Origin of the sequence: Hydrogenophaga sp., from assembly GCF_018780075.1 — a bacterium.
GTDB lineage: Bacteria > Pseudomonadota > Gammaproteobacteria > Burkholderiales > Burkholderiaceae_C > Hydrogenophaga.
In genome coordinates this window covers 1,050-24,797 of sequence record NZ_JADMKB010000055.1, presented here as the reverse complement: position 1 = coordinate 24,797, position 23,748 = coordinate 1,050, and the positions used below count along the sequence as shown (strand labels likewise).

The following is a 23,748-nucleotide window of genomic DNA, read 5'->3' as shown; positions in this document are numbered from 1 at the left end:
ACCCGTATACCGGTGGGCCAATAGTCCCCATGCGGCGTGACACAAATCACGCCACCTCCCGCGGCCGGTTTCAGCGCGTGATCTGGCCGATCACGCCCTCGGCCAGCCAGTTCATGCCGAGGATGTCGGCGTCGCTCAGGGCCTTGCCGGCAGGGATCGCCGGCTGACCGGCGTTGTCCTGCACACCGGCCTTGCCGCCCGTGAACACCGCCAGCTTGCCAGCGGCCATGTCGGCCTGGCGCTTCTGCACCTCGGCCTGCACCGCAGCCGGCACCTTGCTGCCAAAGGCATCGACGCGGATCATGCCGTCCTTCACACCACCCCAGACGCTCTCGCTCTTCCAGCGCCCGTCGATCACCGCCTGGACACGGCGGGTGTAGTAGTCGCCCCAGAGGTGGGTCACGGCGGCGATCTGCGCGTCGGGCGCCACCTTGCGCATGTCCGAGTGGTAGGCCACGGCCAGCTTGCCACGCTCCTGCGCGGCCACCATCACGGCATTCGAACCGGTGTGGAAGGCCAGCACCTCGGCGCCCTGGTTCATGAGCGACATCGCGGCGTCGCGTTCGCGCGTGGGGTTGAACCACTCACCGAGCCAGACCACGCGCACCGTGGCCTTGGGGTTCACCGAACGCATGCCCAGCGTGAAGGCGTTGATGCCTTGCACCACTTCGGGGATCGGGAAACCCGCCACGTAACCGGCCTGCGTGGCCAGGCGCCCGGCGGCGATGCCGGCGAGGTAGCGGCCTTCGTAGTAGCGCGCATTGGACGTGGCCACGTTGGGCGCCGTCTTGTAGCCGGTCACGGACTCGAACTTCACGCCCGGGAACTCGCGCGCCACCTTGAGCGTGGGCTCCATGTAGCCGAAGCTGGGGGTGAAGATGATCTGATGACCCTGCATCGCCAGGTCGCGGATCACGCGTTCGGCGTCCGGTCCTTCGGCCACGTTTTCCACGTAGGTGGTGGTCACCTTGCCGGGCAACGCGGCCTCCACGGCCTTGCGGCCCTGGTCGTGCTGGCGCACCCAGCCGGCCTCGGTGAGCGGCGCCACATAGACGAACGCGGCCTTGAGCGGTGCGCCCGCCGGGGCGGCCGTCTGGGCCTGGGCGGTAAATGAAAAAGAGAAGAAAAAGCAGGTGACCGCCAAGGCGCAGGCGCGCCGGGCCACGAGGTTTTTGTACATGGTGTTCCTCGACATGGCTTCCGGTTGGACAAAAAAAGCGAGCCGGGGAAGCACCGGCTCGCTGAGGTGTCGATTCTACCGCCCGGGGTTCAGTCCGCCGCCGCCCTGCTCAAGGCCGCCCGGCATTCCGCGCGCCGCTCGGCGCTGATGAAGCTGGCTTCGAAGCTGTTGCCCGCCAGCGCGATCACGTCATCCCGGCTCAGCGCCAGCGCCTGCGTGGTCTGCTCGAAGTTGGCATTCATGTAGCCACCGAAGTAGGCCGGGTCGTCGGAGTTGATGGTCACGCACAGGCCGGCGTCGAGCATCTGCTTCAGCGGGTGGTCGCGCAGGTCGTTCACCACACAAAGCTTGAGATTGGACAACGGGCACACCGTGAGCGGCAGGCGGGTGTGGGCCAGCTCGGCCATGAGCAGCGGGTCCTGCAGGGCGGCCACGCCGTGGTCGATGCGCTGCACCTTGAGCAGGTCGATGGCCTGCCACATGTACTCGGGCGGTCCCTCTTCGCCCGCGTGCGCCACCAGGTGCAGGCCCAGCTCGCGGCAGCGCGCGAACACGCGCTCGAACTTCTCCGGCGGGTGACCCATCTCGCTGGAATCCAGCCCGACGCCAATGAAGTGCTCGCGGTACGGCAACGCGGCCTCCAGCGTGGCGAAAGCGTCTTCCTCGCTCAGGTGGCGCAGGAAGCACAGGATCAGCGCCGAGCTGATGCCCAGTTCCGCCTCGGCCCTCTTGCAGGCACCCGAGAGGCCTTCGATCACCGTGCCCATGGGCACGCCGCGCGCCGTGTGGGTCTGCGGGTCGAAGAACAGCTCGGTGTGGATCACGTTGTCCGCCTTCGCGCGCAGGAAGTAGGCCCAGGCCATGTCGTGGAAATCCTGGGCCTTCAGCAGCACGCTGGCACCGGCGTAGTAGATGTCGAGAAAGCTCTGCAGGTCGGTGAAGGCGTAGGCCGCGCGCAGGGCCTCCACGCTGGCATACGGCAGGCGCACACCGTTGCGCTGCGCCAGCTCGAAGATCAGCTCGGGCTCCAGGGAGCCCTCGATGTGGATGTGCAGCTCGGCCTTGGGGATGGCGCGGGCGAGTTCGATGGCGTTCATGGCGGGGCGGCTCTCTGGAAAGGTACTGCCGCACATGATACGCAGGGACCTTTGAGCAGCTCTTTGAGAAACACCTTCAAAAATACCATACCGTATGGTATGTTTTGCCTTCTCATTCCATCAAACGGAGGTTTTCATGTGGGCATACCGACGAGGCGGCTGGCTGCTCGTGGCCATCGGCCTGATCCATTGCGTGATCGGCCTGCTGCTCAGCTGGGGCATCCTGGCGGCGTGGAGCGAGGCCGGCTGGTGGCACAGCATTGAGCGCTCGGGCGTGATGCACATGGACCGGTTCGCGGCCCTGTGGTTTCAGGTGGCGGGCGTTTCATGGGTGTTGCTGGGCTGGCTGACGCAGCAATGGCTGGACCGTCTGGGCACAGCACCGGCCTCGCTGGGCTGGGCGCTGTTGCTCATGGGCCTGCTCGTGGCCTATGTGCTGCCCGTCTCGGGTGCCTGGCTGTTCGTCGCGCTGGGCCTGCGCATGGCCTGGCCGCCCCGCCAGCCCCAGAGCGCCGCCTGAACATGGCCCCGCCCCTCACCCGCAACGACTGGCTGGAAAAAGGCCTGCATCTGGTCGGCGATGGCGGTCCGCAGCAGCTCCGGATCGACACCCTGTGCCACGCGCTGGGCGTGACCAAGGGGTCGTTCTATCACCACTTCGCCAGCCAGCCCGCCTACGTGACCGCCCTGCTCGCCCACTGGAAAAACACCTACACGCAGCAGCTCATTGACGCGGTGGCCGGGCTCGACGACCCGCGCTTGCGCAGCGAGCGCCTGAGCCAGCTGGTGTTCAGCAAAGACATGAAACCCGAAGTGGCCCTGCGGGCATGGGGCAACAGCCACCCCGAGGTGGCCGCCACGGTGCAGGCCGTCGACGCCCAGCGCATCGCCTACCTGACGGACCTCGCGCAGGGCATGGGGGCGGCACCAGCCCAGGCCCGTCTGATGGCCAGGATGGGCTACGCGCAACTGATCGGCATCCAGCACCTGCCGACCCTGGTCACGCCCGAGGACGCGATTCAGATGGATCACACCCTGTACCTGCTGCTCTCGACCCAGGGGATGCGGCCATGACCCCTTCGGTGTGGGCCGCTGGCCTGGACTTTCTGGCCGCTGCCTTGCACATCGCCATCATCGTCGGCGGCCCGGCCTGGTACCGGTTCTTTGGCGCCGGGGAGCGCATGGCGCGGTGGGCCGAGCAAGGCCGCCCCGGACCCGCGTTGCTCACAGCGGGCATCGCCTTGGCGCTGGCAGGTTGTGGGCTCTACACACTGTCGCTGGACGGGTGCTGCGACGCGCTGCCGTGGCGCCGCGAGGTGGTGTGGGCGATCACCGGTGTCTATGCCGTTCGCACTGTTGCGGTGTTGGGGCTGGCGCCCTGGATGGCGGCGATGCGCACGCCCTTCATGCTAGGTTCATCGCTGATCTGCGGCTTGTACGCGCTCGTCCACTTCTGGGCGCTGCGCGCCACCGCCTAGGTGCGAGCCTGGGCATGAAACCCCCATGGTGCGGCGATACCACTCATGGAAATGCCGCATGCCGTCCTCCAGGGGCGACTGATAAGGCCCCACGTCAGAGGCGCCTCGCGCGAGCAGTGCGCGGCGACCGGCGTCCATGCGCTCAGCGATCTCATCGTCTTCCCTGGCCGTTTCCATATAGGCCGCTCGGTGTGCCTCGATGAACTCGCGCTCGAAGGCGACGATGTCTTCCGGGTAATGGAACTCCACCACATTGACGGTGTCCTGTGGCCCCTTGGGATAGAGCGTGGACAACACCACCACGTGCGGGTACAGCTCGATCATGTGGGTGGGAAAGTAGGTGACCCACACCGCACCGATATCGGGGGGCGCGCCGGTTCGGTAGCTCAACAGGCGGTCGTGCCAGGCGCTGTAAATGTCCGAACCGGGCGAATTCAATGCATCGTGCACGCCGACGCGCTGCATGCTGTACCAGTCGGCGAAATCCCAGCTCAGGTCGTCGCAACTGACAAAGCTGCCCAGGCCGGGATGAAACGGGGCGACGTGGTAGTCCTCCAGGTAGACCTCGATGAAGGTCTTCCAGTTGTAGTTGCACTGGTGGATTTCCACGTGATCGAGCACGAAACCCGAGAAGTCGAACTCGGGCCGCTCGAACAGGCGGGCCATGTCCCTCGCCGGATCGCGTGCCCCTTCGAACAACAATCCGTGGCAGTTGCGCAGCGGAAACCGCTCCAGGTTCTTGCAGGGGTTGGCTGCAAACCGCGGCGCACCCAGCAACTCGCCCCGATCGTTGTAGGTCCACCGATGCAGCGGACAGACGATGTGCCCGCCTGCGGCTGCCAGGTTGCCCTTGGCATTGGCGGCCCCTGCCACGTTACCGGGCTCCCCGCCCAGGATCAGCGCCTGGCGATGCCGGCAGACATTGGAGATCAGCTCCACCCCCTGCGGGTTGCGCACCAGGACGCGGCCGCCGTCTTCCTGCACGAGCCGGTGCCAGTCGCCCACCTGCGGAACGGCCTGTTCATGGCCCACATAGCGGGCGGACCGGTTGAAGATCAACGCCTGCTCATGCGCAAACAGGACCTCGTCAAAGTAGGCCCCCACTGGCAACTGAGGGGACGCCGGAAGCACATGCGCCAGGCGCGCGATGTCGTTCATGGAACTCTCCAGGGCGTGGCGATGCACACCGGCTCGACAAGCACGGCCACAACGCGGAATCAATGGTCCCGACTACGAAGGATCAGCCTGCAATCGGGCGATGCGCTTGTCGATCGGGAGCTTGGGGCAGGTGCTGCATGGCTCACCGTCATGGCGGCGAAAGTGGTGACAGCACACCTTGCGGTCCAGGGCGAGCGCGGGCGTCCCGTCACGGGCCCGGTAGGCAAAAAACCCGCAGCCACCGGGAATGCCGAGCTGCACCAGCCAGTGCTCTCCCAACGAAACAACCTCATGCGCGTCGTGCAGACCCGGCGTGCTGCGGTGCACGAGCAGCAGCGCACCCAATACACACTCTGCCTGCAATCGGTCGGCGGCGCGGGCGTGCAGAGCCACGAGCGGCATCAGCGCCGCGCGCATGGGCTGGCACAGACCACGCAACTCGTCCGCCGCCAGGCGGATGCGAGACGGCAGCGACGAACCCCGCGCGGGCGCATGGACCGGCAACTGGAAGCCGCAGGGAAACCCGTTCACCACGGGCTGCGCCAAGCCGGCCAGCCTGGGCACATGCGTGTCGAGGTGCGCGGCCATCACGCAGAGATAAATCGGTTGCCAGATCGCCAACCCCCAACAGCGCAGCGCCACATAGTGCGCGCCGGCTTCCGGGTACGACCGTGCCCAGTGGTTGCACAGCGCCTGAAGCGCGCCCGGCCGGGCCGCCGTCACATCGTCATGGCGCAACGCACCGGGCAGCGGCGCGTTGCCCTGCACGCCCCGCAGCGCGGGCGCGATGCGTGCGGCCAGTTGCAACACGCGGGCAAGGTCGGCATTGGGTGCAAACGACCACGCAGGGCTCGATGCACCGTCCGGCATCGCGTCCCCTGCCCGCATGTCCAGGCTCATGCCAGGCTTTCTTCGATGGGTTCGATCCGCGCGGCGGCGCGTCGCCGAAACCCGGCAATCGGATTCACAAGGTTGCCGGCCATCTTCAAACTGGAAGCCGGGTCAGACAGATTGACCATCTGAACGTTGTTGCCGAGCTGCAGGCGGTTCAGGCAGGAATGCAGGAACTCCGGCACGAACATGTCGTGGTGCGCGAACTTCTCCTCCAGTTCCGGGTGGGCGTCCTGGTAGTCGGAAACGCAGTCCGCCACCGCGCGCCAGAAGTCCTCTTCGCTGCAGCAGGCGTTGTCCACCAGCACCTGGTTGATGTGGCGCAGCACGCCGTCAAACACGTCGATGAAGATGCCCAGCAGCTTGAAGTGGTCGGGAACGGCCACGGCCAGGCGTTGCACGCGCTCCGGCAGCCAGGCCTTGGCCCCGATGTCGAGGATGGCGCATTCTTCGGCGATGTCCTTCATGATGGCCCGCACCGGCACGTGTTGGTCGAGCACCAGGATCAGGTTTTCGCCGTGTGGCATGAAGGTCAGCTCGTACTTGTAGAAGCAGTGCAGCAGCGGCGTCAGGTAAGCCGCCAGGTAGCGCTGCAGCCAGGCGACGGTACCCAGACCGGACCGGCGGATCAGCTCGGGCAACAGGGCGTGACCGTCTTTGTCGACATGCAGCAGCGCGGCCATGGTCATCAGGCGCTCGCCCGGTTGAAGGAGCGGCAGCGGGTTTTCCCGCCACAACGCAGAGAACATCTTCTTGTAGGGCGTGTCGACCGGAATCGCAGCCTCGTAGTGGTGGTTGCGAAAACCAATGGAGGCCACCTCCTGAAGAATGGTGAAGCCGTTCGCGCGCAGGAAGGCATCACCGGTGACCAGCTCCTTGATGAACTCGTTGATGGCCGGCGTGCCCGACATGTAGTAGGGAGACAGACCGCGCATGAAGCCCATGTTCAGGATAGACAGCGACGTCTTGACGTAGCGTTTGCTGCGGTCGCTGGTGTTGAAGAAGGTGCGGATCGACTGCTGGGCGATGTAGTGGTCCTGGCTGTAGGCCAGGCAGATGATCTTGCGCTGGGCCACATAACCGGCAAACGCAATCGACAGCTTGTTGAACCACTGCCAGGGATGGGCTGGCATGAAGTGGTAGTCGGCCGGGTCCACGCCCAGTGCAGCCACCTCGCGGACAAAACCATCCACCGTCGCATGCCCAAGCTCTTCGGCCAGCAGTTGCTCATAGCTGAGCGTGGAGATACTGGAAAAGGCGGCATGGTCCTTGTGCACGGCCAGCCAGATCAAACGGATTTCCGAGCCCGCCTCCGGCGCATAGGCGCGGTAGTCAGCGGCCGTGAAGCCGAGCCGCCCATTGTTGGCGACGAAGCCCGGGTGGCCTTCGGTCATGGCAACCTCAATGGTCTGGAAGTCGGTGGCGTCGGCCAGCTGGGCGCTGCTGGGCGCGTCGGCCTTCATGCGCTTGAAGGCGCTGCCGAACAAGGTGCTGCTGATCTCGTCGAGGTAGATGGGCAGCAGGTCCTCGCGAATCCCCAGGCGCTGGCGGCATTCGATGATGAACTGCAGCGCGTCCAGCGGCCGATCCGCGCCGTTGACCTGCTTGCGGATGGTTTCCGGCTTGATGTGCCAATGGCGCAGCGCCAGGCGCTGGGCCTCGAACTGGTAGCGGGCGGTGCCGTCGTCCGAGAAGAGTTGGTACAGCGAAAAACCAGCCCGAGCAGGACGCAGCTGCTCGGGTTCGACGATCAACTCGTGGGCATATTCCGCGATGGCTTTTCGCAGCAGCAGGCGGTTGGCCTGTGCCCAGGCCTCCGGGTTCAGGTGGGAGGCGAAATGCGCCGGGTTGTGTGCGAGCTGATGGGCGATGGTGACGTTCATGAATGGAGGTCCTCCTGCGTGGCGGCCGTGGCCTGTTGAAAATCTCGTCGGGTGCAAAAGGCAAGGCTGGCGATCTTCTCGGGGAAGGCGACATCCCGGTCGTAGACAAAACCTGCCGAGCGGTTCAAGGCGTGAACCTTGTGGTTGGTGGCGTCGGGCTCCACCACGATGCGTTGCGCACCGAGGTGCTCGAACATGAAGCGCATCAGGGCGTGGAACACGGTGCGTGAGAAGCCGGCAACGTGCCGGGTTGGTGGCCCGATGAAGATGTGCATGCCCAGGTCACCGGGCCGCACCTTGTAGAACGCGCGGATGCGGTCCTGCGCCGGGTCGTAGCACTCGGCGAGGAACGCCGGCCGGTCCCCGTGCCATCCGATGTAGGCGGTGGCGGCGCCGGAATCCATCAGGCGCTGGTAAGCCTCACCCACTTCCGATTCGGTCTTGTCCTGCATCAGCCAGAAGGCGGCGCGCGGCTGGATGAACCAGCGGTGCAACATCGGAATGTCTTCAGGAATGCGCAGCGGCCGGAATACGAAGCCTGCCTCGTCGCGGTGGGGGCGGTGAAGCGCGCTGGCGCGGCGGTGGATCGCGTCAGTGGACATGGGCGGGTTCCTCCAGGGGCGGTGGATGGGCTGGCTGGGTGCCTGGTGCGATGTGACCGGCGCTGGGCACCTTGAGAATCAGGCGGTCCAGCAGCGCGGTGAGCACGAAGCCGGCGGCCGCCAGCCAGAAGGGCACATGGAGCCCGTGTTGCTTGACGATGGCGCCGGCCGCGAACGAGGACAACAGCACGCCCAGGTTCTGAAAGAAGTTGGTGATGGCGTAGTCGTTCGCATAGCGCTGCGGCGTGGACAGGCGGAACAGGTTGACTTCCAGCTTGACGATGATCTGGAAGAAGGCCCAGCCGTACAGCACGCGCCCCAACACGATCAGCACGGGATCGGACGCCGCATGCAGCAACAGGCCGGCCGCGCCCAGCAGCAGGTTGCCCACCGTGTGGTCGGGCAGGTGACCGCCGCGCGCCCGGATCCAGGCGTGCAGGCGCAGCGCCACGATGGCCACCACGCCCGGAATGGCGAAGGCCATGCCGGAAACCAGCTCGCTGTCGTTGCCGGTCACCGCCTGCCAATACAGGGCGAAGAACGGGCGGATCAGGTAAGCACTGAAGTCGAACATCAGCATCACCAGGGCCAGCTTCAGGATGGGCAAGCGGGTCAGCAACCCATCGCGGCGTGCTTCGGCGGCCTCCGTCTGCGCGTGCTCGCCGGTGTTGACGCGCACGAACTTGCCACTGAGGATCAGGTAGAGGCAGACCACCATCTGGAAGTAGTCCCCTGCGGCCATGGCCAGGATGCTGGCGCGCGGCCCCCAGGTCTGCAGCACGAATCCGCCCACCACCGCCCCGAAGATGGCGCCGAAATGCACCACCACCGACAAGATGCCGATGGTGGCCGCGTGCTGCTCCTTGGGGGTCAGGCGCATCAGGTACGGGTACATCAGCAAATAGCTGCTTTTGCACATGAACATCAGCATCGAGAGCACCCAATAGGTCTCCACGGTGGGCGCCCAGTCGCTCAGCAGACTGAAGGTGCCCGCCGCAAACTGGGTGTAGACCAGCAGATGCACAGGTTCGACCCGGCGCGCCACGCGTGCCCAGAAGGGCAGCGTGCACATGACGGCGATGGAGATGGCGGCCACATAGGCGCCCACGTGCACGGGGCTCTCGATGCCGTAGCGTGCGCTGAAAAACTGGGGATAGAAAGGGATGAGGATGGCGTCGCTGATGACCGCCAACACCGTCATCGTGATGATGTGAACTCTCAGATGCATGCCGTGCGCCTCAGAGCAGGACGAAGTCCGCGGTGGACGGCACCGCGAAATCCTGGATCGCGACGCGACGCTCGATCTTGTAGTGCTCCACCCCCGTGAGCTCGCGCAGGATGTAGGAGTTGCGGTAGCAGCTCATGCCCAGGTCCTGGTTGGTCATGCCGTGGGTGTGTTGTCCGGCGTTCTGCACAAAGATCTCGTTGCCGTTGACGTCGGCGGCGTAGTTGCGCGCCAGCCGGTAGCGGCCCCGCTCGTCCCAGTGCAGCCTGTGCCGTATGCCTTCGACGAAGGGCGGGATGTTTTCCCGGTAGCCGGTGGCAAAGATCAAGCCCTCGCTGCGATGGGCGTAGCGCTTCTCGCAGTCGAGTTGCTGGAACTCGATGTCGTACCGTCCTTCGCTGGCGTCGTGGCGGCATGCCTGCAGCTCACAGTTGGTGAGAAGGTGCGTGCGCAACCTCCCCTGCTTGCGCCGGTCGTCCAGCAGGTCGTAGATCCGGTTGATGAGGCTGGCGTTGACGCCCTTGTAGAGGCTGTCCTGCGCTCGGACGATGCGCTCCTTCTGGCCATCGCCCAGGTGGTAGAAGTAATCGATGTAGTCCGGGGAAAACATCTCCAGCGTGAGCTTGGTGGTCTCCATCTGGAAGAAGCGCGGGGAGCGCGTGATCCAGGTCAGGTGGTAGCCGTGCTCGTCGGCTTCCTTGAGCAGGTCGTGATACACCTCGGCCGCACTTTGACCACTGCCGACGATGGTGATGGAGCGCTTTTTCTGCAGTTGCGCCTTGCTCGTGATGTAGTCGGCCGTGTGCAGGTAGCGATGGCCATCGGGCTCGCAGAACGGGGGCAGCAGCGGCTTGGAGCCCACGCCCAGCACGAGCTTTCGACAGCGCATCTGGAACGGTTCACGTTGTGGTCCCTGCACGCCGGTGACCACGTAGCAGCCCTGGTCGGGGTCGTGGGCCAGCGCTTGAACGTCGCACTCGAAGCGCGCCTTGGTCAGGCGCGCCGCCGCCCAACGGCAGTAGGCGTTGTACTCGGCCCGCGTCAGGTAGAAGCTCTCGCGGAAGTAGTACGAATAGAGCTTGCCCTCTTCCTTGCAATGGTTCAGAAAACTGAAGCCACTTGTGGGGTCCGCCATGCTGACCAGATCGGCCAGGAAAGGGTTCTGGAGTGTGGTGTCGTCGATCAGCATGCCGGGATGCCAGTTGAACTCCGCACTTCGCTCCAGAAAGACCGCCTTCACGTCGGCGAGGGGCTCCGTGAGACACGCCAGGCTCAGATTGAAAGGTCCGAGCCCGATCGCCACAAAGTCATGGATGGTCTTGTTCACTGCAAACAACTCCCGATGAACTGGCGCGCTGGTGGGCGGCACGTGAAGGTCTGGCCGAGGCGAGCGACTACCACTCATAGGTCACGGTCGCGGTGGTGCTGCGCGCGTCACCCCAATAGCAGTACTGCTGGCTGTAGCACGACGCCACATAGGCCTTGTCGAACAGGTTGTTGACGCTCAGGCGCAGGTTGGCGCCCTTGAGCGAGGGGCTCCATTGCGCCAGGTCGACGCGAAACATCAGGTCCACCAGCGTGTGCGAAGGCACCTTGAGGCTGTTGGCGTTGTCGACCCAGCTGGAGCCGACATGGCGCGCCCCGGCACCCATGGTGTAGCCCGGCATGACGTTCCAGTCGCCCCAGATCGAGGCCATGTGACGGGGCGCCTGGTAGGGTGTGTTGCCTGTGAAGCCATCCGATGACTCGACGAACTTCATGTCGGTGAAGGTGTAGCTCGCCAGCACCGACGTTGTTTTGCTCACCCGCGAGCGCGCCTCCAGTTCCAGCCCCCTTGAGCGCACCTTGCCCGTGGGCTCGAAGTAGAAAACGCCCACGGGACGGGTGGCCACATTCTTTTGGGTCAGGTCGTACACCGCCGCAGACAGCAGGGTGCTCGAATCCTTGGGCTGGTAACGCACGCCCACTTCCACCTGCCTGGTTTCAGCGGGCGGCAGGTTGTTGCCTTGCTGGTCACTGCGCAGGCTCGGGTTGAAGCCATCCGAATAGCCCGCATACGGTGCAACGCCGTTGTCGAGCAGGTACACCACACCGGCTCGCTTGGTGAACTGGGATCCACTCCACTGGGCCGGATCGCCGGTACCCATCTGGTTGGACACTTTGGCCTCGTCCACGCGGCCTCCCAGCGTGAGCCGCCAGCGGTCCAGCGCCGTCTGGTTCTGCAGGTAGAGGCCTGTCTGCTCAAGACGGCGATCAATCGGATCGCTGGTCACACCGGTCAAGCCCGGCGCACCGTAGCTGGGATTGAGCACGTTGATGGGCAACGCACTGCCCGATTCCCAATGCCCGGTCACCCGGCGCTTCTGATGGTCCAGCCCGGTCAGCAGGGTGTGCTTGAGCGGGCCTGTCTGGAAGTGGCCCTCCAGCTGGTTGTCGATGGTGTTGCCGCGGGTCGACTCATCTGCGCCTGAGTAGTAGCGGGTCAGTTCGGTGGCGCTGGCCCAGCCGTAGCCGTAGATCTGCCGAAGCGTGGTGTCGGCCGAGACATTGCGGAAGTTCTGCCGGAACTTCCATTGGTCGTTGAAGGCGTGTTCCAGCTGGTAGCCCAGGAAGCGCTGCTGGCGCTGGAATTTTTCGACGCTTGGATCGCCATCAAAGAAGTACCGGGAGATCAGGCGACCGTTGTGGCTGGCGTTGAGGCTGGCGTCCGCCGGGACACCGCTGTGGTAGCTGCCTTCAGGATCATCCTGCACGTAGGCCTGGAGCAGCACCTTGGTGGCGTCCGAGGGGTTGACCTCCAGCGACGCGGCCAGCGCCCGGCGCTGCTCCTTGACGGTGTTGAACTGTGAATCCAGCGAGCGCACCAGTCCTGATACCCGGAAGGCCATCACACCTTCTTTGTCGACCGGCCCCGAGAGATCGATCGCGCCCTCTTGCCGATGTCGGTTCCCGGTGGTGAGCTGAATCTGGCGGAACGGCTGGTACTGCGGCGTGGCGCTCGTGAGCGCCACCAGGCCACCTGGCGACGCGCGCCCGTACAGCACGGAAGCAGGCCCTCGCACCACGTCGATGCGCTCCAGGAAAAAGGGATCGACCTGCATGGACGTGTAGCTGCCCTGATCGCTGAGCATGCGCAGACCGTCCAGCTGGGTGCTGTCCACGCTGCTGTCCTTGAAGCCACGAAGGGCCACATAGTCGTAGCGGTTGGATGCGCCCACGAGACCGGTGAAAACGCCGGGCGAGTAGTTGAGCGCCTCGGGGATGCTGCGTGGTTTCTGGTCTTCGAGCTGCTGCTTGGTCACCACCGAAATGGACTGGGGCGTCTCGGCGATGGGGGTGTCGGTTTTGGACCCCGAAGCGCTGCGCCGGGCGATGTAGCCGACCCCCGCACCCGTGGCGGTTTCCTGCTCAGCGCCGGCCCGCACGATCACCGTGGGCAGGCTCACTGCGTCCGACCTCGCAGGGACGGCCCCGACCACAAAGACACCTCGCTCCATCGTCGCCACCAAACCGCTGCCCGCCAGCAGCTGGTCCAGCGCGGCTTGAGGCGTCAGGCGGCCGGACACTTCCGGCGCCGTCTTGCCCGCCACCAGCGCCGGCTGGACCATCAGTTCGAGCCGGGCCTGCTGCGCCAGGTCATTGAGCGCCTGGGCCAGGGGCTGGACCGCGACTTGGATCTGCACGGGTGTGGAGGCCCGCGTGTTGCCGGGGTCCTGGGAATGGACCACCGGGCTTCCGAGGGCCAACGCCAGGGCCATCGAAGGCAGGTGGATGCGTGAACGGGGCATGCGTGCGATCTCCGAGAGAGTTTTGAATAAGAATCCTTCTCATGTAGACGCAACGGGTTCGCGAAACCCTATGTCGGGTGTTGCAAAAAAATGGGCCGCAGGGAAGGTGGGCCCGCCGACCGCCGGCTATCGAGCGGCGTGAACGACCTCGACCCCGCCGTCTCGCTCGCGCAGCAGCACGGGCAGAACCCTCGGCAGGAGACCGGCGAAGTTGTCCGGCCGGCGCGGGTCAAAGGTGCCTGTCACGCGCAGCGCGGCGACGGCGGGCTCACGCACGGTCAAATGAACCGGACCGTAGCGCTCGAACTCCGCCAGCGCCTGGTCCAGCCGCACATCGTCAAAACTGACGCGGCTCTCGCGCCACGGCGCGATGCCCGCAACGGGTACCGAGGACACGTCCCCCAGCAAGCCCGCCATGTCGCTGGCAATTTGCTGCCCAGCGACCAGTTCGACAGGCGATTCACCGCCGTCGGACCGCGCTGCGCGCGCCACCCGCACGCGTCCTTCTTCCACGGCCACGTGGACCCCTGCGTGGCCAGGCACGTCGGGCGTGTAACGCACCGAAAACCGGGTGCCGACGACCGTGATGCGCAACGGACCCGCCAGCACATCCAGGGGACGCTCCGGATCACCCCGGACCTGGAACACGGCCTGTCCCTGCGGCAGTCGAACCTCGCGCCGCTCGTGGTACATCGCCACATCGGCTCGGGTGAGCGTGTCCAGTCGCAGGCGGCTGCCCTCTGGCAGGGTCACCTCCAGCTGCTGCCCCCGCCCGGTGGCAAATTGCTGCGTGAACACCGGTTGCTGCAACCAATGGTTCCAGGCCAGGTAGCTCCCACAGGCCACCGTGAACGCCACACCGGCCATCGCCGCCTGCGGCACCCACAAAGACCAGCCACGCCACCAGGCGCGCGGGCGCGGCGCGGTGGAGGCCGATGCAGCCTTGTCGTCAGCCAGGTTCTGCCTCAGCGTGCGCACACCGTCCGCGGGCGACGCATCGAGGAGGCGCCAGTCCGCTTGATACCGCGCGAACGCCGCCGCATGGGCACGGTCCGCCGCCAGCCAGGACCGAAGGGCCGCCTCGTCCGCAGCGTCGAGCGGCCCGCCGGCACGTCGCACGAACCAGTCCAGCGCCACATCGTCGGTCTCTGTGGAAGCGCTGGCTGGCGTTGGGGCTGGCTGTGGGGAATTCATGGCGTGGTGTTCGGCTCTTGGATGTAGACGCGCCGAAGAACCCAAACCCCATGCCGGGCAACCAGAGGAACAGGCCCATTCATTCGCGGGCTGACTTTCTTCGCCGAAGCGTCGGCACGGCCGTGGCCTCGGCCGTGCCGTCCAGCGCCGCCTTGCAACGCCTGCAGGCGTCCATGGCCAGCTTGACATGCTGTTCGACCATCTTGCGCGAGATGCCCATCTGCTCGGCCACTTCCGCGTGCGGCAGTCCGTCGAACTTGTGGAGGATGAAAGCCTCCCGGCAGCGCAGCGGCAAGGCGTCGATGGTGGCCAGAAGCGCGTTGACGCCCTGTGTCGAAGCGGCGGCCACATCGGGTTCGCAGGCTTGAGGTGCCGCAAGCTCGTCGAGCTCGGCAGCCGCAGCTTCCGCATCCGGGTGCCTGGTCTCGCCGCGCACCTCGCTGCGGCGGTGCAGGTCGATCTGGAGGTTGCGCGCCGTGCGGTACAGCAACGCCCGGGGCTCCGGCACGGACTGGCCGGCATGCTGAAGCGCCAGGACGCGCGCATACGTCTCCTGCACGACGTCGACCGCAGCCTCGCGACTGCGCACCGTGCGAGAACAGAAATTCAGCAGCTCTTGGTAGTAGCGCTCAAGCACGGGTGGGTGAAGGCCAGTGAGATGACGGCATCCCGTCAACGCGCGACGTCGGGATGTGGAGGGGCTTGGTGAAGCGCCACATTCTAAATGCGAATTATTATCAAATACACCCAACCGACGGCACGGGGGCCCTGCTTGGCGTCCAGACGCACCGGCCCAGCAGGTGCCTGCCGACCGAAGCCGCCCGGTGGCGGGCGCCCGGTTTTCAGGACCGTCAGCACACCCCCAGCGAGACGCCCAGACGGGCCAGGTAGCGGCGGTAGGCGCTCGACATGCGGTCGGCCGGGCCGTGCACTTCGCGGGCCTCGCTGTGTTGGCCGATGGGCAGGGTCTTGGGTTGCTGCGATTCGACGATGGGCCGGTCCTGCGCGAACACAGCGTCCTGGAAGGCGCGCAGTTCTTCATCGTCCGACAGGTCGCCGAGCGTGGCCATGGCGAACCAGGCGGTGCAGGCCTCGGCGCCATCGGGGCGGATGAAGAGCGCGATGGCGTTGCTCACCGGGTCGCCCTCGGCCGCGTCCTTGCGCAGGATGGCCGTGTAGGGGTGGGGCACCTCGTACCGGTAGGCGACCCAGCCGCCCTCTTCGGCGCCGGCGTAGCCCTTGGGCTGCCAAGCCTTGCAGTCGCGCACCGCCACGCCACCCTCGCCCTCTTCCACCCGGCCGGTGTCCACCTGAGCGTGGCTGCGCGCGCCGAGCCAGCCCTCGTGCACGAAGCCGAAGTGGCTCAGGTCGAGGAAGTTTTCCACCAGGCGCGGCGCGCTGGTCTGCACCTCGTATGGACCGCAGACCAGCTGGCGCCAGACAGGATCGGTCCAGGGCTCGAACACCGGCGGTTCGGCGAGAGCGGCGGGCACACGGGTGCGGTCCGGGCGCTCCAGCCGCACCCACACCAGGCCGTGGCGTTCCACCGCTTCAAACGCCGTCGCACAGTGGGACGCCGGCGGCTCGAACGTGGGCGACGCCGGCACATGGGCACAACGACCGACCGCCACCGCTTCACCGTGCGCCGAACGGGCCGCCACGTCGCCCGCGAACTGCCAGCCGTGGTAAGGGCACTCCAGCCGCGCGCCGTGCAGGTGGTTGAGCACCCGGCCCAGCGAGAGCTTCGCGCCCCGGTGCGGACAGCGGTCGGCCCAGGCGTGCACCACGGCGTCGTGCCCATGGTCGTGCGCCGGTTCGCGCCAGAGCACCAGCGGCTGGCCCAGCAGGTCCACCGCCGCCGGCTCGTCCCGCAGGTGCATGGACGCCACCACCGGGTGCCAGAGTTGTTTCTCGATCATGTGCTGTGCCCTCAAAGAAAAACGCCGCTGCGGGAAGGCAGCGGCGATGGTCTCCGGCGCGCATGTCTTCGCCCCAGGATGCGGTGGAACCGGCTTTGCCGGGCCACTCGCATCGCCCCCTCGGGGGGTGACGCGAAGCGGCGCGGGGGGGGCCTCAGTTCGGCACCTTGCCTTCAACGCCCTTCACATAGAACTTCACGCCGCCCAGGAACTTGTCGTCGGCGACCACGTCCTTGGCCAGCACTTCCTTGCCGTCCTGACCCACGATCGGGCCCTTCCAGATGGAGAAGCTGCCGTCCTTCAAGCCGGCGCGGATGGTGTCGACCTTGGCCTTGACTTCAGCAGGCACGTCTGCGGCCACAGAGACCATGTCGATCGCACCCTCCTTCACGCCCCACCACACGCCACCGGTGGACCAGGTGCCTTCCAGCGCGTCCTTGGTGGCCTTGATGTAGTACGGCGCCCAGTTGATGACGGCCGAACCCAGGTGGGCCTTGGGGCCGTAGGCGGTCATGTCGGAATCCCAGCCGAAGGCGCGCTTGCCCAGTTCTTCGGCGGTCTGCAGCACGGCGGACGAATCGGTGTTCTGCATCAGCACGTCGGCGCCGCCGTTGATCAGCGAGGTCGCGGCTTCGGTTTCCTTCGGTGGGTCGAACCAGCCGTTGACCCAGACCACCTTGGTCTTGACCTTGGGGTTGACCGACTGCGCCCCCAGCGTGAAGCTGTTGATGTTGCGGATCACTTCAGGGATTGGGATCGAGGCCACGACACCCAGGGTGTTGGTCTTGGTCATGGAACCCGCGATCACGCCCGCCATGTACGCGCCTTCGTAGGTGCGGCTGTCGTAGGTGCGCATGTTCTCGGCCGTCTTGTAGCCGGTGGCGTGCTCGAACTTCACGTCCTTGAAATCGGGCGCCACCTTGAGCATGGGCTCCATGTAGCCGAAGGTGGTGCCGAAGATCAGCTTGTTGCCCTGGGTGGCCATGTCGCGGATCACGCGCTCGGCGTCGGGGCCTTCGGGCACGCCTTCGACGAAGCTGGTCACGATCTTGTCGCCGAACTCGGCCTCGACCGCCTTGCGGGCGTTGTCGTGGGCAAAGGTCCAGCCACCGTCACCCACCGGGCCCACATAGGCAAACGCGATCTTCAGCGGCTCGGCCTTGGGGGCTTCGGCAGCGGCGGGCGCCGGTGCGGGCGCTGCGGCCGGGGCAGCCGCTTCTTCCTTCTTGCCGCAGCCGATCAGGGCGGCGCTGGCCAGCGCGGTCAGCGCGAAGGCCTTGATCAGGGAACGTTTGCTCAGTTCTGTCATGGAAACCTCTTGGTGGGTGGGTTAAAGAAAACGAAACAACAAATGGGATTGAAACACGAGTCTATGCGCAGGCCCACCCCTCCGGGGACACCGCCGGGCCGGCTTTGCAGGACGGCTGGTGTCGCCCCCTGGGGGGTGACGCCGAAGGCGGCGCAGGGGGAGCTTCATCATGCGCCCGGGTAAAAGGGTTTACCGATGCTCGTCGGCATGTTGATGCGGATCCAGCTCGGGTTGCGCGAGATCAGCACCAGCACCACGATGGTGGCCAGGTACGGCATCATGGTCAGGAACTGGCTGGGCACGTTGACGCCGATGCCCTGCAGGTGAAACTGCAGCATGGTCACGAAGCCGAACAGGTACGCACCAAGCAACACGCGTGCCGGTCGCCAGGTGGCGAAGGTGGTGAGCGCCAGCGCGATCCAGCCCTTGCCGGCGATCATGCCCTCCACCCACAGCGGCGTGTACACGGTGGAGACGTAGGCCCCGGCCAGACCACAGAGCGCGCCGCCGGCCATCACGGCCATGAGGCGGATGCGGCGCACCGGATAGCCCAGCGCGTGGGCCGACTCCGGGCTCTCGCCCACGCTGCGCAGCACCAGGCCGGCGCGCGTGCGGTAGAGAAACCAGATCAGGCCCAGCACCAGCCCCACGCACACATAGACCATGGGATGGTGGCGGAACAACATGGGGCCGAGCAGCGGGATGTCGGCCAGCACCGGAATGGTGAACGGCGGCAGCGACGGCAGCTTGGCCTGCACGTAGCTGGTGCCCGCGAAGGCCGAAAACCCCGCGCCAAACAGCGACAGCGCCAGCCCCGTGGCGTACTGGTTGGTGTTGAGCCAGATCACCAGCACACCGAACACCCCGGCCAGCAAGGCGCCCACCGCCATGCCGGCGGCAAAGCCGGCGACGGTGCTGCCGGTGTGCACCACGGTGGCAAAGCCGGCCAGCGCCGCACAGAGCATCAGGCCCTCGGCGCCGAGGTTGACGATGCCGGCTTTTTCGTTGATCAGCAGGCCCAGCGAAGCGATGGCCAGCACGGTGCCCGCGTTGAGCGAGGCGCCGATGAGGAGGGCAATGGATTCCATGGTGGTCGTTCCTCACTTCTTCCAGACAAGGCGATACGCGATGAGGGTGTCACACGCCAGCAGCGCAAACAGCAGCAGGCCCTGGAACACCCCGGTGATCGACTTGGGCAGGCCCATGCGCGACTGCGCCAGTTCGCCGCCGATGTAGAACATGCTCATGAGGATGGCCGAGAACACGATGCCCACCGGGTGCAGCCGACCCACATAGGCCACGATGATGGCGGCGAAGCCGTAGCCCGCCGGCACGTAGGGCGTGAGCTGGCCGATCGGCCCGGCCACCTCCAGCGCACCGGCCAGACCGGCGGCGCCGCCCGAGGTGAGCAGCGCGATCCACAGCGCCTTGCGTGAGGAGAAGCCGGCGTAGCGCGCGGCGGCGGGCGCCAAGCCGCCCACCAGTTGGGCGAAACCGGCGTAGGTGCGGAACAGAAACACCCAGACCGCGGCCACGCCGGCCAGCGCCAGCAGCAGGCCGACGTTGACGCGCGAGCCCTGCATCAGCTTGGGGATCTGGGTGACGGCGTCGAAGGTTTTGGTCTGCGGAAAGTTGTAGCCCAGCGGGTCCTTCCAGGGGCCGTAGACCAGGAAGTTCAGCACCTGGATCGCGACGTAGACCAGCATCAGGCTGACCAGGATTTCGTTGGCGTTGAAGCGGTCGCGCAGCAGCGCGGTGATGCCGGCCCAGAACATGCCCCCCAGCACGCCCGCGAGCAGGATGGCGACCACGATCCAGCGCCCGGTGTCGGGCCCGGCCAGCAGCGCCACGCCGGCCGCGAACACCGCGCCGATCACGAACTGACCCTCGGCACCGATGTTCCACACGTTGGAGCGGAAACAGACCGCCAGCCCGAGCGCGATGATCAGCAGTGGCGTGGCCTTGACCATCAGCTCCGAGAGCGCGTAGGCGCTTTTGAGCGGCTCCCAGAAAAAGACCTGCAGGCCGCGCACCGGGTCTTTGCCCAGCAGCGCAAACAGGATCACACCGATCACCACGGTGATCGCCAGCGCCAGCAGCGGCGAGGCGTAGCCCCAGCGCGCCGACGGTTGGGGTCGGACTTCAAGCCGCAGCATGGGCGGTCTCCTTGTTTTTGTTATTTCCTGTGGTGTCCCACAGACCGGACATCCACTCGCCAATGCGTTCGATGGTGGCATCGGCCCGGTTCAGGCTGGGCGAGAGCCGCCCCTTGGCAATCACGTGCAGGCGGTCGCTGATCTCGAACAGTTCGTCCAGCTCTTCGCTCACCACCAGCACCGCACAACCCGCGTCGCGCAGCGCCAGGATCTCGCCGCGGATCTGGGCCGAGGCGCCCACGTCCACGCCCCAGGTCGGCTGGCTCACGATCAGCAATTTCGGTTTGGCCTCGATCTCCCGGCCGACGATGAACTTCTGCAGGTTGCCACCCGAGAGCGACTTGGCCGCCGCGTCCGGCCCGTTGGCCTTGACGTTGTAGCGTTGGATGATGTCGGTCGCCTGGGCCTTGAGGGCGCCGAGACGCAGCCAGCCACCCGCCCCCAGCGTGTCGCGGCGCGAGAGCAGCAGGTTGTGCGCCAGCGAGAGCGTGGGCACGGCCCCGCGGCCCAGCCGCTCTTCGGGCACGAAATGCAGGCCCAGCGCGCGGCGCTTGCCCGGGCCGAAGCGCGAGGCGTCCTGCCCGCCCACGCGGATGCTGCCCGCCGGGGCGTGGGTGTCTTCGCCCGAGAGCGCGTAGAGCAGCTCGCTCTGGCCGTTGCCCGACACGCCGGCAATGCCCACCACCTCGCCGCTGCGCACGTTGAGGGCGATGTCGTGCAGGTCGGTGCCGAACGGGTCGCCGCTGGCCAGCGTCAAGCCGCTCACGGCCAGCACCGTGGCACCGGCCTTGAGCGCGCGCACGTTCAGCGCGGGCGGCTCGGCGCCGATCATCAGGCGCGAGAGCGAGGCGTTGCTTTCTTCGCGCGGGTCGCACACGCCGGTCACCTTGCCACCGCGCAACACCGTGCAAGCCGTGCACAGCTCGCGGATCTCGTGCAGCTTGTGGCTGATGTACAGGATGCTGCAGCCCTCGGCCGCCAGCTTGTTGAGCACGATGAAGAGCTTCTCCACCGCCTGGGGCGTGAGCACCGAGGTCGGTTCGTCGAGGATCAGCAGCTGCGGGTTCGTCAAGAGCGCGCGGATGATCTCCACCCGCTGCATCTCGCCCACGCTCAGCGTGTGCACCGGGCGGGCGGGGTCGATGTCGAGCCCATATTCGGCTGCCTTGGCGGTGATGCTCGCACTGACCTCGGGCAGGGTCAGCGACTTGTCCAGGCCCAGCCACACGTTTTCGGCCACGGTCAAGGTATCAAACAGGCTGAAGTGCTGGAACACCATGCTGATGCCCAGCGCCCGCGCTTCCTGCGGGTTGCGCACGTGCACCGGCCGGCCGTTGAACATGACCGAACCCTCGTCGGGCTTGACCGAGCCGTAGATGATCTTCATCAGCGTGGACTTGCCGGCGCCGTTTTCGCCCAGCACGGCGTGGATTTCACCGGGCGCAACGGACAGGGACACGTTGCTGTTGGCCACCACGCCGGGGTAGCGTTTGGTGATGCCGTTCAGTTGCAATCGGGGGGTCGTCAAGTCGGTCTCCTGCTGGTCGGGTTATTCAGGCCACCGCGTCCTGGGCTTCGGCCGGGCGCAGCGAGGCCGCCACCGACTTGATCTGCTCGCGCAGCCAGCGGCCGGCCAGCGAGGCATGGGTGCGCTCGTGCCAGAGCTGGTAATACAGCAGCCGCGGAAACTCGATCGGACAGGGCAGCACCTTGACCGGCAGCTGGTCCACGAACCGCTCGGCGTAATGGCGGCCGGTGGTCAGCACCAGCAGGCTGCCGGCCACCATGGCCGGGATCAGGCCGAAATGCGGACAGCGCGCCACGATGTTGCGCGAGATGCCGCGGCTGGAGAGGAAGTCGTCGATCGCGCCGCGCGCGCCGGGGTGCATGGGCGTGGGGGCGATGTGTTCGGCCGCCAGCCAGGCGGCTTCGTCCCAGCCGCGGCGCACCGCCGGGTGCTGGATCGAGACCAGGCTGACGATCTGGTCGCCGAACAGCCGGCCCAGGTGCAGGTCGCCCGGCGGCTTGGGCCAGTTGCCGATCACCACGTCCACATGCCCCTGCGCCAGGTGGGTGCGGTAATCGCCGTCGGCCGAAAGGGGGTGGATCTCGATCGGGCAGTTCGGCGCCTGCGCCTTGAGCTGGATCACCAGCTGCGGCAGGAACTGCGGGTCCAGGTAGTCGCTGGCGGCGACGCTGAAGGTGTGGCGGGCGGTGGTGGGGTCGAAGCTGCGGGCGTCGGAAAAGAGCACTTCTGCACTGAGCAGGATTTCGGCCGCCGGCTCCACCATGCGCAGGCCGGCGGCGGTGGGCATCATGCCCGAGCCCGAACGCACCAGCAGCGGATCGCCGGCCAGTTCGCGCAAGCGTTTGAGGGCGGCGCTGACCGCCGGCTGGTACATGCCCAACTTCAGTGCCGCACGCGACACGCTGCGCTCGGTCAGGACCGTGTGCAGGACGCGAATCAGGTGCAAGTCAATCTTGTCGAACATGGACATGTATTTCATACCCGGTGGGGACGCGTGGAAATGGCACCTGAAGCATTCTGACCATACGTCAGAGCATATGCCGTGCCATGCCGGCTGGCGCTAAGCTGCCGCGCATGAAGCCTGAAATACCCGGACAAACCCTGAGATTCCTGCGCCGAGGCCAGACCGTGGCGGTCGGCAATGTAGCACCCGACCGCACCCTGCTGGAGCTGCTGCGCGACGACCTGCACCTGAGTGCCACCAAGGAAGGCTGCGGCGAGGGCGACTGTGGCGCCTGCACCGTCGTGCTGGGCGAGGTGGTCGACGGGAAACTGCAATACAAAGCCATCAACAGCTGCATCCGGCTGGCCCATTCGGTGGACGGCATGGCGGTGTTCACCGCCGAGGACATCGCGGCGCCCTCGGGCGAGCTGCATCCCAGCCAGGAAGCCATGGTCCGGTGCCACGGTTCGCAATGCGGCTTCTGCACGCCCGGCTTTGTCATGAGCCTGTTCGGCCTGTACCAGAACACGAGCGGCGGCCAGGGCGTCACCCGAGAACAGGCCCAGGTGGACCTGTCGGGCAACCTGTGCCGCTGCACCGGCTACCGGCCCATCCTCGACGCGGCGCAACAGATGGGCGCCCTGCCCCTGCCCGCCGGCTGCGCGGTGGACGAAGCGGCCACGGTGGCGGCGCTCAAGGCGCTGAAACCCAAGGCCGACGCGGATGCGCCCTACCTGCGGCCCCGCAGCCTGAACGCCCTGCTGCAAGCCCGCGCCGCCCACCCCCAGGCCCAGGTGGTGGCCGGCACCACCGACGTCGGCCTCTGGGTCACCAAGCAGCACAAGCGCTTTGCGCAGGTGCTGGACGTGACGGCGGCGCGCGAACTGCAGCGCGTCGAGACCTACCCGCAGCACATCGCCATCGGCGCCGCGGTCACGCTGACCGATGCCTTCGCCGCGCTCGTGAAGGAGCGGCCGCAGTTGCAGACCTTCGGCCAGCGCTTTGCCGGCCTGCCGGTGCGCAATTCCGGCACGCTGGGCGGCAACGTGGCCAACGGCTCGCCCATTGGCGACTCCATGCCGCTGCTGATCGCCCTGGGCGCCAGCGTGGTGCTGATGCGATGGAAGAAGACCAAGGCCGGCGGCGGGATCGCCCACCGCGAGCTGCGGCTGGAAGACCTCTACACCGGCTACCGCACGAACGTGATGCGGCCCGACGAACTGCTGTGCTGGATCAAGGTGCCGCGGCCGAACGGGCATGCGCTGGAAAAAATCTACAAGATCAGCAAACGTTTCGACGACGACATCTCCGCCGTCTGCCTCGCCATCCAGATGACGGTCAAGGCCGGCGTGGTGCAACAGGTCTCCATCGGCGCCGGCGGCGTGGCCGCCACCCCG

20 protein-coding genes and 1 pseudogene are annotated in these 23,748 nt (G+C 66.4%); 4 read left to right on the top strand and 17 right to left on the bottom strand.

Going from position 1 to position 23,748, the window contains the following annotated elements; all coding sequences use genetic code 11:
* Positions 1-70: 70 nt before the first annotated feature.
* Positions 71-1,180, bottom strand: a complete 1,110-nt coding sequence (locus IV088_RS11760; RefSeq protein ID WP_291102022.1) for a BMP family ABC transporter substrate-binding protein — start codon at positions 1,178-1,180, stop codon at positions 71-73.
* Positions 1,181-1,269: 89 nt separating this feature from the next.
* Positions 1,270-2,277, bottom strand: a complete 1,008-nt coding sequence (locus IV088_RS11755) for an adenosine deaminase (RefSeq protein WP_291102020.1) — start codon at positions 2,275-2,277, stop codon at positions 1,270-1,272.
* Positions 2,278-2,413: 136 nt separating this feature from the next.
* Between IV088_RS11755 and IV088_RS11750 the strand changes: the two genes are divergently transcribed.
* From IV088_RS11750 to IV088_RS11740, 3 genes are read left to right on the top strand one after another with little or no spacing between them, the layout of a single operon-like run.
* On the top strand, positions 2,414-2,797 hold the full coding sequence (locus IV088_RS11750; protein ID WP_291102018.1) for a DUF6463 family protein: 384 nt from the start codon (positions 2,414-2,416) through the stop codon (positions 2,795-2,797).
* 2 nt (positions 2,798-2,799) lie between these two features.
* The gene (locus tag IV088_RS11745; RefSeq protein WP_291102017.1) at positions 2,800-3,351 is read left to right on the top strand and encodes a TetR/AcrR family transcriptional regulator; all 552 of its coding nucleotides are present in this window, start codon (positions 2,800-2,802) and stop codon (positions 3,349-3,351) included.
* Complete coding sequence (locus IV088_RS11740) at positions 3,348-3,755, top strand: hypothetical protein (protein WP_291102015.1); 408 nt, start codon at positions 3,348-3,350, stop codon at positions 3,753-3,755. The genes IV088_RS11745 and IV088_RS11740 overlap by 4 nt, the downstream gene beginning before the upstream one ends.
* 21 nt (positions 3,756-3,776) lie before the next feature.
* Here IV088_RS11740 and IV088_RS11735 read toward each other — a convergent pair.
* The 15 genes and pseudogenes from IV088_RS11735 to IV088_RS11665 all read right to left on the bottom strand — a co-directional run.
* Positions 3,777-4,913: pseudogene (locus tag IV088_RS11735) on the bottom strand (aromatic ring-hydroxylating dioxygenase subunit alpha); the annotation flags it as partial.
* Between the two features lie 72 nt (positions 4,914-4,985).
* Positions 4,986-5,813: a siderophore ferric iron reductase gene (locus IV088_RS11730; RefSeq protein ID WP_291102013.1), complete on the bottom strand. Its 828-nt coding sequence runs from the start codon at positions 5,811-5,813 to the stop codon at positions 4,986-4,988.
* On the bottom strand, positions 5,810-7,687 hold the full coding sequence (locus IV088_RS11725) for an IucA/IucC family siderophore biosynthesis protein (RefSeq protein WP_291102012.1): 1,878 nt from the start codon (positions 7,685-7,687) through the stop codon (positions 5,810-5,812). The genes IV088_RS11730 and IV088_RS11725 overlap by 4 nt, the downstream gene beginning before the upstream one ends.
* Positions 7,684-8,289 carry a GNAT family N-acetyltransferase gene (locus IV088_RS11720; protein WP_291102011.1) on the bottom strand — a complete coding sequence of 202 codons (606 nt, stop codon included), beginning with the start codon at positions 8,287-8,289 and terminating at the stop codon, positions 7,684-7,686. Before IV088_RS11720 ends, IV088_RS11725 begins: the two co-directional genes overlap by 4 nt.
* The gene (locus IV088_RS11715; protein WP_291102010.1) at positions 8,279-9,517 is read right to left on the bottom strand and encodes an MFS transporter; all 1,239 of its coding nucleotides are present in this window, start codon (positions 9,515-9,517) and stop codon (positions 8,279-8,281) included. Before IV088_RS11715 ends, IV088_RS11720 begins: the two co-directional genes overlap by 11 nt.
* A 10-nt stretch (positions 9,518-9,527) precedes the next feature.
* Positions 9,528-10,841, bottom strand: a complete 1,314-nt coding sequence (locus tag IV088_RS11710; RefSeq protein WP_291102009.1) for a SidA/IucD/PvdA family monooxygenase — start codon at positions 10,839-10,841, stop codon at positions 9,528-9,530.
* A gap of 67 nt (positions 10,842-10,908) precedes the next feature.
* Positions 10,909-13,302, bottom strand: coding sequence for a TonB-dependent siderophore receptor (locus IV088_RS11705; protein WP_291102008.1), 2,394 nt, complete (start codon positions 13,300-13,302; stop codon positions 10,909-10,911).
* A gap of 126 nt (positions 13,303-13,428) precedes the next feature.
* Positions 13,429-14,496 (bottom strand): FecR family protein, encoded by a 1,068-nt coding sequence (locus IV088_RS11700; RefSeq protein WP_291102007.1) that lies wholly within the window; start codon positions 14,494-14,496, stop codon positions 13,429-13,431.
* 79 nt (positions 14,497-14,575) lie between these two features.
* Positions 14,576-15,133 carry a sigma-70 family RNA polymerase sigma factor gene (locus IV088_RS11695; protein ID WP_291102006.1) on the bottom strand — a complete coding sequence of 186 codons (558 nt, stop codon included), beginning with the start codon at positions 15,131-15,133 and terminating at the stop codon, positions 14,576-14,578.
* 214 nt (positions 15,134-15,347) lie between these two features.
* Positions 15,348-16,415, bottom strand: a complete 1,068-nt coding sequence (locus tag IV088_RS11690) for an aromatic ring-hydroxylating dioxygenase subunit alpha (RefSeq protein WP_291102005.1) — start codon at positions 16,413-16,415, stop codon at positions 15,348-15,350.
* 154 nt (positions 16,416-16,569) lie between these two features.
* Complete coding sequence (locus IV088_RS11685; protein WP_291102003.1) at positions 16,570-17,724, bottom strand: BMP family ABC transporter substrate-binding protein; 1,155 nt, start codon at positions 17,722-17,724, stop codon at positions 16,570-16,572.
* A 167-nt stretch (positions 17,725-17,891) separates the two neighbouring features.
* Positions 17,892-18,812 (bottom strand): ABC transporter permease, encoded by a 921-nt coding sequence (locus IV088_RS11680; protein ID WP_291102001.1) that lies wholly within the window; start codon positions 18,810-18,812, stop codon positions 17,892-17,894.
* Positions 18,813-18,824: 12 nt separating this feature from the next.
* The gene (locus IV088_RS11675) at positions 18,825-19,880 is read right to left on the bottom strand and encodes an ABC transporter permease (RefSeq protein WP_291102000.1); all 1,056 of its coding nucleotides are present in this window, start codon (positions 19,878-19,880) and stop codon (positions 18,825-18,827) included.
* Positions 19,867-21,408 (bottom strand): ABC transporter ATP-binding protein, encoded by a 1,542-nt coding sequence (locus tag IV088_RS11670; RefSeq protein WP_291101999.1) that lies wholly within the window; start codon positions 21,406-21,408, stop codon positions 19,867-19,869. The genes IV088_RS11675 and IV088_RS11670 overlap by 14 nt, the downstream gene beginning before the upstream one ends.
* A gap of 25 nt (positions 21,409-21,433) precedes the next feature.
* Positions 21,434-22,387, bottom strand: a complete 954-nt coding sequence (locus IV088_RS11665; RefSeq protein WP_291101998.1) for a LysR family transcriptional regulator — start codon at positions 22,385-22,387, stop codon at positions 21,434-21,436.
* Positions 22,388-22,482: 95 nt separating this feature from the next.
* Here IV088_RS11665 and xdhA point away from each other — a divergent pair.
* Positions 22,483-23,748, top strand: a 1,266-nt coding sequence (gene xdhA / locus IV088_RS11660; protein ID WP_291101997.1) for a xanthine dehydrogenase small subunit, incomplete at its 3' end; no start/stop codon positions are given.